Raw genomic sequence first — 15,842 nt, forward strand, 5'->3', positions numbered from 1 at the left:
AAGTCTCGTTATCGTTTCATTCAATATTTTGATTCATTAAAAATTCAAAAGTTTATATTAACAATATAATGGCCAATATAACGATATGTACAATCTTAATAGGAATAATACCTTATAAGTAATATGAATATTTAAGCAAAATAAACGAAGAATGGCTGAGAGAAGGATAGTAAAATCTTACTGGGCACAGCTATGCATAAACTAATTAAAATCAGTATGTTAAGCTTTGCATTGAGGATTTATGACGTGATTTTTGATAAAAATGAAGTGGTGGGCGATAGCGGGCTCGAACCACTGACCCCCTCCTTGTAAGGGAGGTGCTCTACCAACTGAGCTAATCGCCCACTTCATGACGCTATTTTTGATGGTGGGTCGTGCAGGATTCGAACCTGCGACCAATTGATTAAAAGTCAACTGCTCTACCAACTGAGCTAACGACCCATATTCAAGTATCTGTACTGCTTGAATGATTTACTTCATTTAGATGGTGGGTCGTGCAGGATTCGAACCTGCGACCAATTGATTAAAAGTCAACTGCTCTACCAACTGAGCTAACGACCCATCTATATTTCTGAATTATTTTAATGCAAGAAAAGATGAAGTGGTGGGCGATAGCGGGCTCGAACCACTGACCCCCTCCTTGTAAGGGAGGTGCTCTACCAACTGAGCTAATCGCCCACTTCATAATAATCACATTGTCATAAATAATTGGTGGGCGATAGCGGGCTCGAACCACTGACCCCCTCCTTGTAAGGGAGGTGCTCTACCAACTGAGCTAATCGCCCAATTATTTATGTTTTCATCGTCAACGGTGGTGGGCGATAGCGGGCTCGAACCACTGACCCCCTCCTTGTAAGGGAGGTGCTCTACCAACTGAGCTAATCGCCCCGTCGTCGATGGAGGTGCATTATAGGGATACTGAGTTCTGAGTCAACGGTTTTTGAATAGATTTTTTCTGTTCGTTGCAAAAATAATCAAGATGTTTTAATTATCACCTAAGAAGTACCCTTTTTAATCAATTAACTACATTATCCTACTAAATTTTATTAGAAAAAAATCACTCAAAGCTCACCAGACTAAAAATTTTAGCGGTTATTTTCCCAATTTGATGATTTTCTTTATCTGTATAGAGATAAGCAGATTGAGGATTCACTACAGGGTGATAGAATAGAGGAACTTTTAGCAATGCTTACGATGATCATAAGCGCATTAAGAAACAACGTTTCGCAATTAAGGCAATCTCGATGAGTAAAATCAAAACCCGTTTTGCACCAAGCCCAACTGGCTACTTGCACGTTGGTGGTGCTCGTACCGCCCTGTATTCCTGGTTATATAGTCGCCACAATCAGGGCGAATTTGTCCTGCGTATTGAAGACACCGACTTAGAACGTTCAACTCAGGAAGCTATCGACGCCATTATGGACGGTATGAACTGGTTGAATTTAAATTGGGATGAAGGTCCTTACTATCAAACTAAGCGTTTCGATCGCTACAATGCCGTAATCGATACCATGTTAGAAGCAGGTACCGCTTACCGCTGCTACTGCTCTAAAGAGCGTTTAGAAGCTTTACGCGAAGAACAAATGGCAAAAGGCGAAAAACCTCGCTATGACGGTTGTTGCCGTGACCATGAACATAACCACACTGCGGCAGAACCGCATGTTGTTCGCTTCCGTAACCCGCAAGAAGGTTCCGTTATTTTCAATGACACCATCCGTGGTCCAATTGAATTTAGCAACCAAGAGCTAGATGACTTAATCATTCGTCGTACCGATGGTTCTCCAACGTATAACTTCTGTGTGGTGATTGATGACTGGGATATGGAAATTACCCACGTCATTCGTGGTGAAGACCATATCAATAACACCCCTCGCCAAATCAACATTCTCAAAGCATTAGGCGCGCCAGTTCCTGAATATGCTCACGTTTCTATGATTTTAGGTGATGATGGTAAAAAACTGTCTAAACGCCATGGTGCTGTTAGCGTTATGCAATACCGCGATGACGGCTACCTGCCACAAGCGCTATTAAACTATTTAGTGCGCTTAGGCTGGTCACACGGCGACCAAGAGATTTTCTCAATTGAAGAAATGAAAGAATATTTTTCTCTTGATGCTATCAGCAAATCAGCGAGTGCATTCAACACTGAAAAATTACAGTGGCTGAACCATCACTATATCAATACCTTACCAGCTGAAGAAGTGGCTACCTACCTTGCATGGCATATCGAACAGCAAAATATCGATACTAGCACTGGCCCACAGTTAGTTGAGTTAATCAAATTACTGGGTGAGCGCTGTAAGACACTGAAAGAAATGGCGGAATCTTGCCACTACTTCTATCAGGACTTTGAAGAATTTGATGCTGATGCAGCGAAAAAACACTTACGTCCAGTTGCTCGCCAGCCATTAGAAGTCGTGAAAGACAAATTAATCGCTATTTCAGATTGGACGGCTGAAAATGTTCATCAAGCCATTGAAGCGACTGCGGCTGAGTTAGAAGTAGGTATGGGTAAAGTGGGTATGCCTCTGCGTGTAGCCGTAACTGGTGCAGGTCAATCTCCTGGGTTAGATGTTACCGTTCATGCTATCGGTCAGGCTCGCTCTGTCGCTCGTATCGAAAAAGCATTAGCGTTTATCGCAGAACGCGAAGCATCCGCACAATAATTTTCTAAATAGAAACCTCTGAACAAGAAGTTTCTAGACAAGATGCCTCTCTATAAACTGCCTCTTAAGTTAAGGGGCAGTTTTCTTTTCAGCTCCCGCATTAAATGGGAATTGATTGCAAAATGTTCTATATTTCAGCAGTTAAACCCGAAAAACATATTAATATATTGACACTCCAACCGAGCTTGAATATGATGCCTCCCGTCCAAAAGATTTTGTTTGGGGCTATAGCTCAGCTGGGAGAGCGCTTGCATGGCATGCAAGAGGTCAGCGGTTCGATCCCGCTTAGCTCCACCAAACTCTTTCTTATCTCCCTTTAATTCACTCTTTTCTTTTCCAAATCCTATTTGCAATTTATCTTAATAATTTAGCCTAACTCACTTTCCCCTACTTTACCTTCTATTCACATTTGATTTACTCATATATAATTAGCTTGTAATTTTATTTAAATAGAATTATTCAGATGTGTCATCGCACATCGTCCGTATTCCATTTCAACTAGGTGAGTTATGCCACACATAGATGCCGATATCATTGTGATAGGAGCAGGCGTTTCAGGTTTATCAGTCGCAAATCAATTACAGTTACAACCCCAAAACCCCCAACATAAAACAGTCCTTATCTTAGAAGCACGCGACCGTCTTGGTGGGCGCATTCATACGCAGGAAATTGATAACCAATTTTATGATTTAGGCGCTTCTTGGATCCACGGTATTACCGACAATCCAATCAGTGCAATCGCACAACAGCACCATATTCAAACTGTTGTTTTCAATTACCAAGACGCTATTTTCTATAAAAAAAATGGCTTGGTTTTATGTGAGAACGAAAAAGAGGCTTTTGAAGCGGGCCTTGATTATTTAATGGAACAGTTTGAGAACATTTCATCACCTTGCCAATTTAACAATGCAGCTGAAGCATTAAATAGCTGGTTGCAAAGCCCTGAATTCCACCATTTATTGACTGTCGATCACCATGCAAGTCAGTCCTTGTTTGAACAGCTACAAACAGGGTTACATGAATTTTTTGAAGCTATCGCTGAAGATCCCTGTGCTTGCACATTAGAGACATTATCCCCCTATTTTTTACAACTCGAAGGCTTTTGTGAAGGCGATGAAGTGATCTTCCCGCGTGGATATTCCCAAATTATCGAAACGCTATCGAAAGGGCTGGATATTCGCCTTAACCACCCTGTTGAACATGTTCATTACTTAGATAATTATGTCACTGTCACCACGCTTGATGGACAACAGTTCAATGCTCATAAGGTCGTTGTGACTGTACCACTTGGGGTGTTGAAGAAAGATAAAATTCATTTCACGCCTGCCTTGCCTGAAAAAACGCAGGAAGCTATTAATCAGTTAGGTTTCGGTGTATTCAACAAATTATTTGTCACCTTTGAACAAGCTTTCTGGCGCAAAAATTCACTCAATAACGTCAATAGTATGTACATTCATGAGTCTGATTATTGGTTGAATTTTATGGATGTGAGCGCGATTTATCAAAAACCAACATTGCTGTTTTTATTTGGTGGGTTGTCCGCTAAATGGCTTGAAGAGTGTGATGAACACACCGCATGGCATGAACTGCAAGAATCGCTCAGTAAGGTATTTGATAATGTACCCGCGCCTATACAGCTGATAAAAACCGAGTGGGAGAAAGATATTTACGCTTATGGTTCGTTTAGCTACCCCGCCCCTAACTATTCGGCTGATCAAATAGCCCAATTAAAACAGCCTATTAATAACAAAATTTTCTTTGCTGGAGAACATTTGGCGCTATTAGGAGCCGGTACCGTACATGGTGCTTACCTATCGGGTATAGAGGCGGCCAACAGCCTGCTTAACGCGCAATAATTATCGATTAAGCCTCTAACCCTTATTTTCGTTTTAGAGGCTTAACAATGCTATCTAGCCCTTCTATCTTCAGCCCGAGAGTCATCTCCATCAATTCCCCTAATCGCCCTGCCGGAAACTCCCCTTTTTTATAAAACCACAGTAGGTATTCCTCAGGAAGATCAATCAGGACACAACCTTTATATTTACCAAATGGCATGGATGTATTCGCGATATCGAGTAAGTCTTGTTTTTCCATTTATCCGCTCTTGTTTTAGATATAAAAAAAACGGCATTCACTGAATGCCGTTAGACCATTGACAAAACCATCAGGTTTGGAAATGGCTCTTTTGGGTTGTAAAATTAACAAGGAAAATCAATTTATTGATTTTCGCCTGATAACACAAAGAGGGAAAAACCACGCTTTTATCCCTCTTTGCCATCAACCTTACGGCATTCACTGAATGCCGTTTCTCACTGTAACACTTTTTATCGTGATGACTACAGGATTAATCCAACCACCGCAGCAGATAAGAAGCTTACCAGCGTTGAACCGTACAGTAATTTCAGACCAAAACGTGCAACGGTATTACCTTGTTTTTCATCTAACCCTTTAATTGCACCAGCAATAATACCGATGGAAGAGAAGTTAGCGAATGACACTAAGAATACCGATAAGATGCCCACAGAACGGTCAGATAAACCCGATGCTACCGCTTTTAAACCATCCATTGCTACGAATTCGTTAGTCACCATTTTCACTGCCATGATGCCACCAACTTGTAGCGCTTCATTCGCAGGGATGCCTAACATCCAAGCAAATGGATAGAACACATAGCCCAGCATAGTTTGGAAGCTAACATTGAAAATAGCAGAACAGATTCCGTTAACCATCGCAATCAGGGCGATAAAACCAATCAGCATCGCAGAAACGATAATCGCAACTTTAAACCCAGCAAGAATGTATTCACCCAGCATTTCGAAGAAGCTTTGACCTTCATGCAGGCTGCGCATTTGGATCTCTTTTTCCCCTTCAGGTGGGTATGGGTTGATCAGCGATAACACCACGAATGTACCAAACATGTTTAAGACCAGAGCGGCAACAACATATTTTGGATCTAACATGGTCATGTAGGCACCCACGATGGACATTGAAACGGTAGACATCGCCGTTGCCGCCATGGTGTACATTCTTCTTTCTGACATACTGCCTAATTGGTCTTTATAGGCAATAAAGTTTTCGGACTGACCCAGTAATAATGAACTTACTGCGTTGAATGACTCAAGTTTACCCATACCGTTTACTTTCGACAGCACCGTACCGATGATGCGGATAACAAAAGGCAGAACTTTAATATGTTGTAAAATACCAATCAGTGCAGAGATAAAGATAATTGGACATAACACTTGCAGGAAGAAGAATGCTAAATTGCCTTCAATCATTCCGCCAAAAATAAATTTGGTCCCTTCTGCCGCATAACCCAATAAATGGGTAAATACGCCAGCAACACCAAGAACGAAAGACTCACCGATACCTGATTTTAAGAACAGGTAAGCGAGTGCAATTTGGATCACAAGTAATTGAATAACATAGCGAGGGCGGATCCCTCTACGGTTACTACTCGCTAGAATCGCGAGAGCGCCGATGATGACGATGGATAAAATAAAGTGCAGGATCGAGGTCATATTTGACTCCAACAAAGTTACGAATCAGTCTATGCGCATATTCTATGTAATAGACAACATTTAAATGAGATTAACGTCACATTAATATGAAAACTGACTCAGCCTATCTTTCAAAAGTCACGACCAGATCACGTTTCACGAGTAACACATTAATAACAACTGTAAAAATGTTAGCCAGAAAATAAGAAATGCCATTATCACGTGGTCGATAATGGCATTGCGCATTAAATATAGGTCACGATTAGATATTCAGCAAACGAATTAACTCTTCTTCATCAATGACTTTTATACCCAATTCTGTCGCTTTCGCTAACTTTGAACCCGCCGCTTCACCGGCAATCACCAGGTCAGTTTTCTTCGATACACTGCCTGCGACTTTTGCGCCTAAGGCGACCAGTCTATCTTTAGCTTCATCGCGGGAAAGCGTTGACATCGACCCAGTCAGTACGACCGTTTTTCCAGCGAATGGACTATCAATGTCAGCACTGTTAATCACTTTCACTTCAGGCCAATGGATGTTCGCAATGGTCAATAAATCATGAATAACTTGGCGGTTGTGCTCTTCACGGAAGAAATGCACCACATGCTTCGCCACCACTTCACCAATATCTTGAACGGTTTTCAGTGATTCTTCATCCGCTGCCATCACCGCGTCTAATGATGCATAATGTGCCGCAAGGTTTGCCGCTGTCGCCTCACCCACTTCACGGATCCCTAATGCATAGATAAAGCGAGCCAGTGTCGTTTGTTTGGATTTTTCGAGCGCATCAATGAGTTTTTGTGCGGATTTTGGTCCCATTCTTTCTAGGCCAGTTAATTTACCCGCTGATAATTGGTAGAGCTGCGCCGCGTTTTTCACATATTCCGCATCGACCAACTGCTCAATAATTTTATCGCCCATCCCGTCGACATCCATCGCACGGCGAGAAACAAAGTGTTTAAGCGATTCTTTTAATTGGGCACCACAAGTTAATCCACCAGTGCAGCGAGCCACCGCTTCCCCTTCGATACGTTCAATATCTGAATTACATACAGGGCAATGGGTCGGGAATAGGATTTCACGACTATCTGCAGGGCGTTTATCCAGTACGACACTCACGATTTGAGGAATAACATCCCCTGCACGGCGGATCACGACGGTATCCCCAATGCGAACGCCCAAACGGTCGATTTCATCCGCGTTATGGAGCGTGGCATTACTCACCACAACTCCCGCAACTTGCACTGGCTCTAAGCGAGCCACTGGTGTAATCGCCCCAGTACGCCCCACTTGGAATTCAACATCTTTCAGTAACGTGATTTGCTCTTGAGCAGGAAATTTAAACGCGGTTGCCCAGCGTGGTGCCCGGGAAACAAAACCTAATTCTTCTTGAGTAGCAATATCATTCACTTTAATCACGACACCATCGATATCAAAACCGAGTGTCGGGCGAATTTTTTCAACATGGTGATAGAAATCGAGGACTTGTTGGCAACCAACACGTAATTGCACATGCTCACTCACTGGCAGCCCCCACGCTTTGAATTGCATCAAGCGCTCATAATGGGTATCTGGCAATGTTTTACCTTCCACTAGCCCTACACCATAGCAATAGAAGGTTAATGGACGTTTAGCCGTAATACGTGGATCTAACTGGCGAAGGGAACCCGCTGCCGCATTACGTGGGTTAGCGAAAATCTTACCATCCGTTTTACGTGCTTCTTCGTTCATCGCCTCAAAGCCTTTTTGAGGCATAAAAACTTCACCACGAATTTCAACACGGGCAGGAATATTATCCCCGCGTAAACGTAGCGGAATTGCTTTGATCGTGCGTACGTTGGCCGTGATATTTTCGCCAACAGTGCCATCACCACGGGTGGCCGCTTGAACTAACTCGCCATTTTCATACAGCAAACTGACGGCTAGACCATCTAATTTGAGTTCGCAGCAAAATGTTAATTCAGTGTGGTTATGCAGTCGGTCTTTCACGCGTTTATCAAATGCGAGATAGCTTTCTTCATCAAATACATTATCTAAAGAGAGCATGGGAATTTCATGGCGAACCGTATCGAATGCAGCTAATGGTGCTGCACCCACGCGCTGAGTTGGGGAGTCTGTGGTGATCAGTTCTGGATGCTGCGCTTCGAGGCTTTTAAGTTCTTGCATCAGCTTGTCATATTCCACATCAGGAATTTCTGGTGCATCCATAACATGATAGAGGTATTCGTGATGGCGCAATTGTTGTTTTAACGCGTCTATTTTTTGCGTGAGTGCGTCTGGGGTTTGTTTCGTCGTCATGTTTCACCAATAGATATAAAAAACCCCCTGAATCGGGGGTTTTAATTAACTTAATGTATTTCGAATTCTAGCATGATACACCTCTATTTTTTGAGGTGTCAGTATTTTTCGTTCATCATCCAACACAACACCACCTGCATCTGATGCAATACGTTGTGCCGCTTGGAGCATTAATTTAAAGTTCTGGCTAGCTTCACCATAAGACGGCACCATCATAAAGATAGAGACACCCGGCGTGGTGAAATCAGACATGGCTTCTGGGTCAAATGACCCCGGTTTCACCATATTTGCCAAACTAAACAATACTGGCCCCGATCCCGCTGGATGAACGTGACGGTGGAAGATATTCATGGCACCGAATTGGAAGCCAGCCTGAAGAATACTTTGCAGTAATGCTTCACCTTCAAGAACCTGCCCATGATGCGCTGCAACATGCAGTACCAGAACAATTTCCTTTTCGCTTGCAACTGCCGCTTTTTCTGCCGGTGCACTAGGTGCTTCGTGCTCTACCTCGGTATGAGGCTGAGCCACAGGTTGTACTGCTTCTTGATGAGCAGAGACTTGTGGTACAGACTCTGGCTGTGCAGAAACATGAATCTTTGGCTCTGTATGAATGCGTACAGGTTCTGAAACATGTTCTTGTAAATCAGCTTCATCCACCATATTAATCGTCAATTGCTCAGGAGCATGGCGATTATCAACATGTGGAGCAAACACAGGCTCAGAAGCTGTTGGTTTAACTGGCTTTGAAGCAGGTTGTGGTGAGTGCTCCGCAGTTAAATTAAACTCAGGCTCAGCGTCACGTTGAATTGTATGGGGTTGAGAGACAGGCTCAGCGCGCGGCTCCTCTTTCACCATATAGATAGGCTGATCTTCAACAGCGGCTTTTTGTACCGGTTGATTTTCAGTAAACAGAGCAGAATCATCATATTCTGATGAATTTTCCTGCGTGTCATTCTTTCTACGTTTTACAGGTCGGTCGCGAAATAACTTAGAGCGCTCTTTACGGCTGGTCCATAAACCATGCAGTAATAAAGCGACAATGGCTATCGCACCTACGACCACTAATATTAGACGCAAATCCTGCATCGCTGCTATCTCTAGTTGATGAATAATGATGCCATCACGGCGGAAACTACCTTAAGATTATTTCTCAATTGCTCTAAGTGCAACCCTCAGAACGATTTTCTTACAAGAAAGAGAATATTCCGCCTTCGTTTGCTGCTTTTTTATACAAAATTATCACTAGTCAGTGTAATTTCATACCTATATGATACATGCTCACCCGCAAAGGAGATAATAAGAAGTATGACCCAATCGACATTTTCGCCACAAAAAAATCACTCTGGTTTTTATTACTTTTCACAAGGGTGGCGACTAATCACTCGTCCTGGCATTAAGCGCTTTGTTCTTTTACCCCTATTAGCAAACATTCTGCTTCTTGGAGGCGCTTTTTGGTGGTTATACAGTAAGCTTGGTGGATGGATTGATCAGGTTATGAGCTACATTCCCAGCTGGCTACAATGGCTTGACTATCTGATTTGGCCGGTCGCCGTCATTTCTATCTTACTGGTTTTTAGCTATTTTTTTAGCACGATTGCCAATATCATCGCTGCACCGTTTAACGGCTGGCTATCAGAGCATTTAGAAGCAGAACTAACTGGTAAGCCCGCTCCAGATACGGGTATGGCAGAATTACTAAAAGATGTACCACGCATGATTAAACGGGAATTTGTGCGAATTGCTTACTATTTACCGCGAGCCATCGTGTTATTGGTGCTGTTCTTCATTCCAGGTATTGGGCAAACTGTCGCGCCCGTTTTATGGTTCCTATTCGGCGCTTGGATGATGTCCATTCAATATTGCGATTACCCATTTGATAACCATCGCGTTGGGTTCAACGACATGAAACAAGCACTCTCAAAAGATCGAGTGAATAATATTCAATTTGGTGGTGCAGTCAGCTTATTAATGATGATCCCAATTTTAAACTTAGTCATCATGCCCGTTGCGGTTTGTGGCGCAACCTTAATGTGGGTTGATCGTTATCGCGCTCGTTACGCGCGCTATTAGTCCTTCTCGAAATTAACACTTTCTAGGGATATGCAGGTACCTATCTGCATATCCTTCTCTATGGCTTCTGCTCTCAATCCAGCCCAATACCAGACTTTTCTTCTTAGTTATAATAACGTGACTTTAAATAACCCACGGTTATATTCTAGCGTTAAATCATATTTGCAATAATCAGATGTTCGAGTATGTTGAATTCATATTCAATTTTGAAAACACACCTAATTCTTGGCTAACCGTTAATTTTAAGGATGTCCCATGAGCAAAATTTATGAAGATAATTCGTTGACCATTGGAAATACCCCATTAGTGCGTTTACAGCATTTTGGCAACGGTAATATTTTGGCAAAAGTGGAATCTCGTAACCCAAGCTTCAGTGTGAAATGCCGTGTGGGCGCGAACATGATTTGGGATGCTGAGAAAAAAGGCATCCTGACAAAAGATAAAGAACTGGTTGAACCAACAAGCGGAAATACAGGTATTGCCCTCGCCTACGTGGCTGCGGCTCGCGGTTATAAACTAACGCTAACCATGCCAGAAACCATGAGCATAGAACGCCGTAAACTTTTAAAAGCCCTTGGTGCTAATTTAATCCTGACTGAAGGCGCCAAAGGTATGAAAGGCGCCATTGCTAAAGCGGAAGAAATCGTCAACAGCAACCCAGGTAAATATCTGCTATTACAGCAATTTAGTAACCCAGCCAACCCAGCTATTCACGAGAAAACGACTGGGCCTGAGATTTGGAATGATACCGATGGCAACGTAGATGCCGTTGTTTCTGGCGTTGGAACTGGCGGGACAATCACAGGTATTGGCCGCTATTTAAAGCAGACAAAAGGGAAAAAAGACGTGGTGATGGTTGCCGTTGAACCCGCAACTTCGCCAGTGATCACTCAAGCCCTTGCAGGGGAAGAAATTAAGCCAGGTCCCCATAAAATCCAAGGTATCGGTGCTGGATTTATCCCTGGCAACTTAGACCTTTCTATTATTGACAAAGTCCTGCAAATTACCGATGACGAAGCGATTTCAACCGCTCGTGAGCTAATGGAAAAAGAAGGCATTTTAGCAGGTATTTCATCCGGAGCAGCCATTGCAGCAGCCGCTAAACTTGCGGCACTACCTGAATATAAAGACAAAAATATTGTGGTCATTTTACCGTCTTCAGGTGAGCGTTACTTATCCACAGCACTGTTTGCGGATATTAATGCCGAATAATGATAGTTAGGTTAACATTACGTTAAAAAAGCACCAATTAGGTGCTTTTTTTGTGGGTGAGATCATAGATTAGCACGGATTGGGATGATTTATTATCCGGCATTTAGTATTAAACATAGTAATTATTTCACACCTCGAAATTAATCATTTTTTAGCCACTCACTGATTGAATGGCGAAATACCCACTAAAAGCGTCGTGTGAAATTTAAGCTAAATAAATGATAATTTGGTTGATACCAAACAAAGTAGAAAACCAAATGAATCGTTGATAATCTAAATTATACGCATGCTCAGCATATTTCATCTACAATAGGCTGTGTCATCATAAAAAACTTAAAATCACTGAGGAAATATTATGTTCCAGCAAGAAGTTACTATTACAGCACCTAACGGTTTACATACTCGTCCTGCGGCTCAATTTGTTAAAGAAGCAAAAGCATTTACTTCAGATATTACTCTGAGTTCAGGCGGCAAATCAGCTAGCGCAAAAAGCCTGTTCAAACTACAAACATTAGGTTTAACCCAAGGCACCGTAGTCACCATTTCTGCTGAAGGTGAAGATGAGCAACAAGCAGTTGAATTTTTAGTTAAACTGATGGGCGAATTAGAATAAATCTTCACTTTGCCATCTTGTTTTAACGTAATAATTCCCTGTCCCTGAATAGATTATTCGGGGACACCTGCTTAATCACTTATATCTACTGTTGTCTCTGCAACATCAAATCTCCTATCAGTAGTAAGGTAATATTATGATTTCAGGAATTTTAGTATCCCCAGGTTTTGCTTTTGGTCAGGCTCTCATCCTCAAAGAAGATCCTATTGTTGTCAGCACCCGTAAAATCACTGACGAGCAAGTTGATAAAGAGATCCAAAACTTCATTGATGGACGTAACAAATCAGCTGAGCAGCTTAGCCTTATCAAAGATAAAGCAGAAAAAAATCTTGGTGCGGAAAAAGCTGAGATTTTTGAAGGTCATATCATGCTGCTGGAAGATGAAGAATTAGAGCAAGAAATTGTCTCTCTCATCAAAGGCGATAAAAAAACCGCAGATGCGGCGGTTTATTCAGTCATTGAAGACCAAGCTCAAGCATTAGAAGCATTAGATGACGAATACCTGAAAGAGCGTGCCGCTGACGTACGCGACATTGGTAAACGCCTACTCAGAAATATTCTGAATATGCCGATTGTGGATTTAAGCGCAATCACCGAAGAAGTTATTCTGGTTGCCCCAGATTTGACCCCATCCGAAACCGCTCAGTTAAACTTAGACAAAGTATTAGGTTTTATCACTGACCTCGGTGGTCGTACTTCCCATACCTCTATCATGGCTCGTTCACTGGAAATTCCTGCGATTGTCGGTACCACCGACGCGACCAGCAAAGTGAAAAGCGGTGATTTTATTGTGTTAGATGGCGTGAACAACACCATTTACCTCAACCCATCTGAAAGCGAAATTGATAAGCTGAAAGCCTTCAGAAATGAATACCTGCAAGAAAAAGAAGAGCTGGCGAAATTAAAAGATTTACCGGCAATGACCTTAGACGGTCATCAAGTTGAAGTCTGTGCAAACATCGGTACTGTGCGTGATGTCGCGGGTGCTGAGCGTAATGGTGCAGAGGGCGTAGGTCTATACCGCACTGAATTCTTATTTATGGACAGAGACGCACTGCCAACAGAAGAAGAGCAATTCCAAGCGTATAAAGCTGTAGCAGAAGCCATGGGCAGCCAAGCCGTGATTGTACGCACAATGGATATTGGTGGCGATAAAGACTTACCATACATGAACTTACCTAAGGAAGAGAACCCATTCCTTGGCTGGCGTGCAATTCGTATTTGTCTTGACCGCAAAGAAATTCTACACTCTCAATTAAGAGCTATTTTAAGGGCGTCTAAATTTGGTAAACTGCGTATCATGTTCCCGATGGTTATTTCTGTCGAAGAAGTTCGAGAACTGAAAGCAGAACTTGAGATGCTTAAAGAGCAGCTACGAGAAGAAGGCAAAGCCTTTGATGAGGGGATTGAAGTCGGTATTATGGTGGAAACACCAGCTGCCGCAGTCATTGCACATCATTTGGCGAAGGAAGTTGATTTCTTTAGTATTGGGACGAATGATCTCACTCAATACACTTTAGCGGTTGACCGTGGTAATGAGCTGATTTCACACCTTTATAATCCGATGTCTCCAGCCGTCTTGAACTTGATTAAACAAGTGATTGACGCTTCTCACGCAGAAGGAAAATGGACGGGTATGTGTGGTGAATTAGCAGGTGATGAACGTGCGACCTTATTGCTGTTAGGCATGGGGCTGGACGAATTTAGTATGAGCGCAATCTCAATTCCTCGTATCAAAAAGCTCATTCGTAATGCGAATTTTGCAGATACTCAAGCGCTAGCGGAACAAGCACTTGCTCAACCAACAGCCGATGAATTGATGAAACTTGTCGATACCTTTATCCAAGAAAAAACGTTATGCTAACAGCAGCACATTAGTTCGGTCCCATATAAAACGATTAGGAGAAGGTCCATGGGTCTGTTTGACAAACTGAAATCACTAGTTTCGGAAGACAAGAGTAGCAGTGGCAATATTGAAATTATCGCGCCATTATCAGGCGAAATAGTCAATATTGAAGATGTACCAGACGTTGTGTTCGCAGAAAAAATTGTTGGTGATGGTATTGCTATCAAACCTACCGGAAACAAAATTGTCTCCCCTGTTGATGGTACTATCGGTAAAATTTTTGAAACTAACCATGCATTTTCTATTGAATCTGATGATGGTATCGAACTGTTTGTTCACTTCGGTATTGATACTGTTGAACTCAAAGGCGAAGGTTTTAAACGTATCGCTGAAGAAGGCCAATCAGTGAAAAAAGGCGACGTTGTCATTGAGTTTGACTTAGCCCTGTTAGAAGAAAAAGCCAAATCAACCTTAACACCGGTTGTTATTTCCAATATGGATGAAATTAAAGAACTGAATAAATTAAGCGGTACCGTGACTGTCGGTGAAACAGTCATTATGCGTATTAAGAAATAATTGCGCTAAACCTTCAAAAACCGCTTAATAACAAACCACCAGCGACATTTTTGCCCTGGTGGTTTTTTGTTGGGTTATCTTTTCTAAACGGTTATTTATCAAAAAACGTTTACTTATCAAAAACGCCTGTCGACAGATAGCGGTCACCACGGTCACAAATAATCGCCACAATTACCGCATTAGGGTTCTCTTTGGCCACACGCAGCGCACCTGCAACTGCACCGCCTGAACTCACACCACAAAAAATACCTTCACGTTTTGCTAAGGAGCGCATCGTGTCTTCGGCTTCTTGCTGATTAATATCGAGCACAGTATCCACTAATTTGCTGTCAAAAATCCCTGGTAAATATTCAGGAGACCAACGACGAATACCTGGGATTTGGCTCTTTTCAGCGGGTTGTAAGCCCACAATTTCCACATCTTGTGATTGGCTCTTTAAGTAACGACTCACGCCAGTGATGGTGCCTGTCGTCCCCATACTGGACACAAAATGGGTAATTCGCTCGGCAGTTTGTTGCCAGATCTCGGGCCCTGTGGTTTTAAAATGGGCTAACGGATTATCAGGGTTATTAAATTGGTCTAAAACCTTCCCTTCGCCTCGCTTAGCCATCTCTTGAGCTAAGTCTCTCGCCCCTTCCATTCCTACTGTCGTACTCACTAAAATAAGTTCTGCGCCATAAGCTTGCATAGACGCTTTACGCTCTTGGCTCATGTTATCTGGCATTAACAGCTTCAATTTGTAGCCTTTCACCGCGGCAATCATCGCTAACGCGATCCCTGTATTGCCACTGGTGGCTTCAATAAGCGTATCTCCCGGTTTGATCTCCCCGCGTTTTTCCGCTTCGTTAATCATCGAAAATGCCGCTCTATCTTTTACTGAGCCGGCAGGGTTATTTCCTTCAAGTTTTACCCAGATTTCCGCCTCTAGACCTTCCGTTAGCCTTTGCAAGCGAACCAACGGCGTATGACCAATAAACTGTTCCAACGTTGACACTGTGTTTTTCCTTATAATAATTTTTTATTGATTGATAATATAATTAACAATTAATTCTAAAAT

12 protein-coding genes and 7 tRNA genes are annotated in these 15,842 nt (G+C 42.5%); 8 read left to right on the plus strand and 11 right to left on the minus strand.

Features of this window, described 5'->3' with window-relative positions; genetic code table 11:
- Positions 1–268 precede the first annotated feature (268 nt).
- From QS795_RS11250 to QS795_RS11275, 6 genes are all read right to left on the minus strand, one after another.
- A tRNA-Val gene (locus QS795_RS11250) sits at positions 269–344 on the minus strand.
- A gap of 21 nt (positions 345–365) precedes the next feature.
- Positions 366–441 (minus strand) — tRNA-Lys (locus tag QS795_RS11255).
- Between the two features lie 44 nt (positions 442–485).
- A tRNA-Lys gene (locus QS795_RS11260) sits at positions 486–561 on the minus strand.
- Positions 562–602: 41 nt separating this feature from the next.
- Positions 603–678: transfer RNA gene (locus QS795_RS11265), tRNA-Val, on the minus strand.
- A gap of 31 nt (positions 679–709) precedes the next feature.
- A tRNA-Val gene (locus QS795_RS11270) sits at positions 710–785 on the minus strand.
- Positions 786–812: 27 nt separating this feature from the next.
- Positions 813–888 (minus strand) — tRNA-Val (locus QS795_RS11275).
- Between the two features lie 356 nt (positions 889–1,244).
- Between QS795_RS11275 and gltX the strand changes: the two genes are divergently transcribed.
- The 3 genes from gltX to QS795_RS11290 all read left to right on the plus strand — a co-directional run bounded on the left by gltX (position 1,245) and on the right by QS795_RS11290 (position 4,522).
- Positions 1,245–2,666 (plus strand): glutamate--tRNA ligase, encoded by a 1,422-nt coding sequence (gene gltX / locus QS795_RS11280; protein WP_154628940.1) that lies wholly within the window; start codon positions 1,245–1,247, stop codon positions 2,664–2,666.
- A 221-nt stretch (positions 2,667–2,887) separates the two neighbouring features.
- A tRNA-Ala gene (locus QS795_RS11285) sits at positions 2,888–2,963 on the plus strand.
- Between the two features lie 212 nt (positions 2,964–3,175).
- On the plus strand, positions 3,176–4,522 hold the full coding sequence (locus QS795_RS11290; protein ID WP_286268812.1) for a flavin monoamine oxidase family protein: 1,347 nt from the start codon (positions 3,176–3,178) through the stop codon (positions 4,520–4,522).
- A 22-nt stretch (positions 4,523–4,544) separates the two neighbouring features.
- On the opposite strand, the gene QS795_RS11295 is transcribed toward QS795_RS11290, so the two are convergent.
- The 4 genes from QS795_RS11295 to zipA form a co-directional block, all read right to left on the minus strand.
- Complete coding sequence (locus tag QS795_RS11295; protein ID WP_132495526.1) at positions 4,545–4,760, minus strand: DUF3820 family protein; 216 nt, start codon at positions 4,758–4,760, stop codon at positions 4,545–4,547.
- A 242-nt stretch (positions 4,761–5,002) separates the two neighbouring features.
- On the minus strand, positions 5,003–6,187 hold the full coding sequence (locus QS795_RS11300) for a NupC/NupG family nucleoside CNT transporter (protein ID WP_036949543.1): 1,185 nt from the start codon (positions 6,185–6,187) through the stop codon (positions 5,003–5,005).
- A gap of 241 nt (positions 6,188–6,428) precedes the next feature.
- A complete protein-coding gene (ligA, locus tag QS795_RS11305) occupies positions 6,429–8,465 on the minus strand; it encodes an NAD-dependent DNA ligase LigA (RefSeq protein ID WP_154602693.1) in 2,037 nt (678 codons plus the stop codon).
- Between the two features lie 45 nt (positions 8,466–8,510).
- Complete coding sequence (zipA, locus tag QS795_RS11310) at positions 8,511–9,554, minus strand: cell division protein ZipA (protein WP_286268821.1); 1,044 nt, start codon at positions 9,552–9,554, stop codon at positions 8,511–8,513.
- Between the two features lie 219 nt (positions 9,555–9,773).
- On the opposite strand from zipA, the gene cysZ reads away from it, so the two are divergent.
- From cysZ to crr, 5 genes are all read left to right on the plus strand, one after another.
- A complete protein-coding gene (gene cysZ / locus QS795_RS11315; RefSeq protein WP_154639236.1) occupies positions 9,774–10,538 on the plus strand; it encodes a sulfate transporter CysZ in 765 nt (254 codons plus the stop codon).
- A 255-nt stretch (positions 10,539–10,793) separates the two neighbouring features.
- Positions 10,794–11,750, plus strand: a complete 957-nt coding sequence (cysK, locus tag QS795_RS11320; protein WP_286268826.1) for a cysteine synthase A — start codon at positions 10,794–10,796, stop codon at positions 11,748–11,750.
- 355 nt (positions 11,751–12,105) lie between these two features.
- Positions 12,106–12,363 carry a phosphocarrier protein Hpr gene (gene ptsH, locus QS795_RS11325; RefSeq protein ID WP_006658608.1) on the plus strand — a complete coding sequence of 86 codons (258 nt, stop codon included), beginning with the start codon at positions 12,106–12,108 and terminating at the stop codon, positions 12,361–12,363.
- Positions 12,364–12,499: 136 nt separating this feature from the next.
- Positions 12,500–14,227, plus strand: coding sequence for a phosphoenolpyruvate-protein phosphotransferase PtsI (gene ptsI, locus QS795_RS11330; protein WP_286268830.1), 1,728 nt, complete (start codon positions 12,500–12,502; stop codon positions 14,225–14,227).
- A 48-nt stretch (positions 14,228–14,275) separates the two neighbouring features.
- A complete protein-coding gene (crr, locus tag QS795_RS11335; protein ID WP_154602688.1) occupies positions 14,276–14,785 on the plus strand; it encodes a PTS glucose transporter subunit IIA in 510 nt (169 codons plus the stop codon).
- A gap of 109 nt (positions 14,786–14,894) precedes the next feature.
- On the opposite strand, the gene cysM is transcribed toward crr, so the two are convergent.
- On the minus strand, positions 14,895–15,779 hold the full coding sequence (cysM, locus tag QS795_RS11340; RefSeq protein ID WP_286268832.1) for a cysteine synthase CysM: 885 nt from the start codon (positions 15,777–15,779) through the stop codon (positions 14,895–14,897).
- Positions 15,780–15,842 lie beyond the last annotated feature (63 nt).

The organism is Providencia zhijiangensis, assembly GCF_030315915.2.
Classification (GTDB): domain Bacteria; phylum Pseudomonadota; class Gammaproteobacteria; order Enterobacterales; family Enterobacteriaceae; genus Providencia; species Providencia zhijiangensis.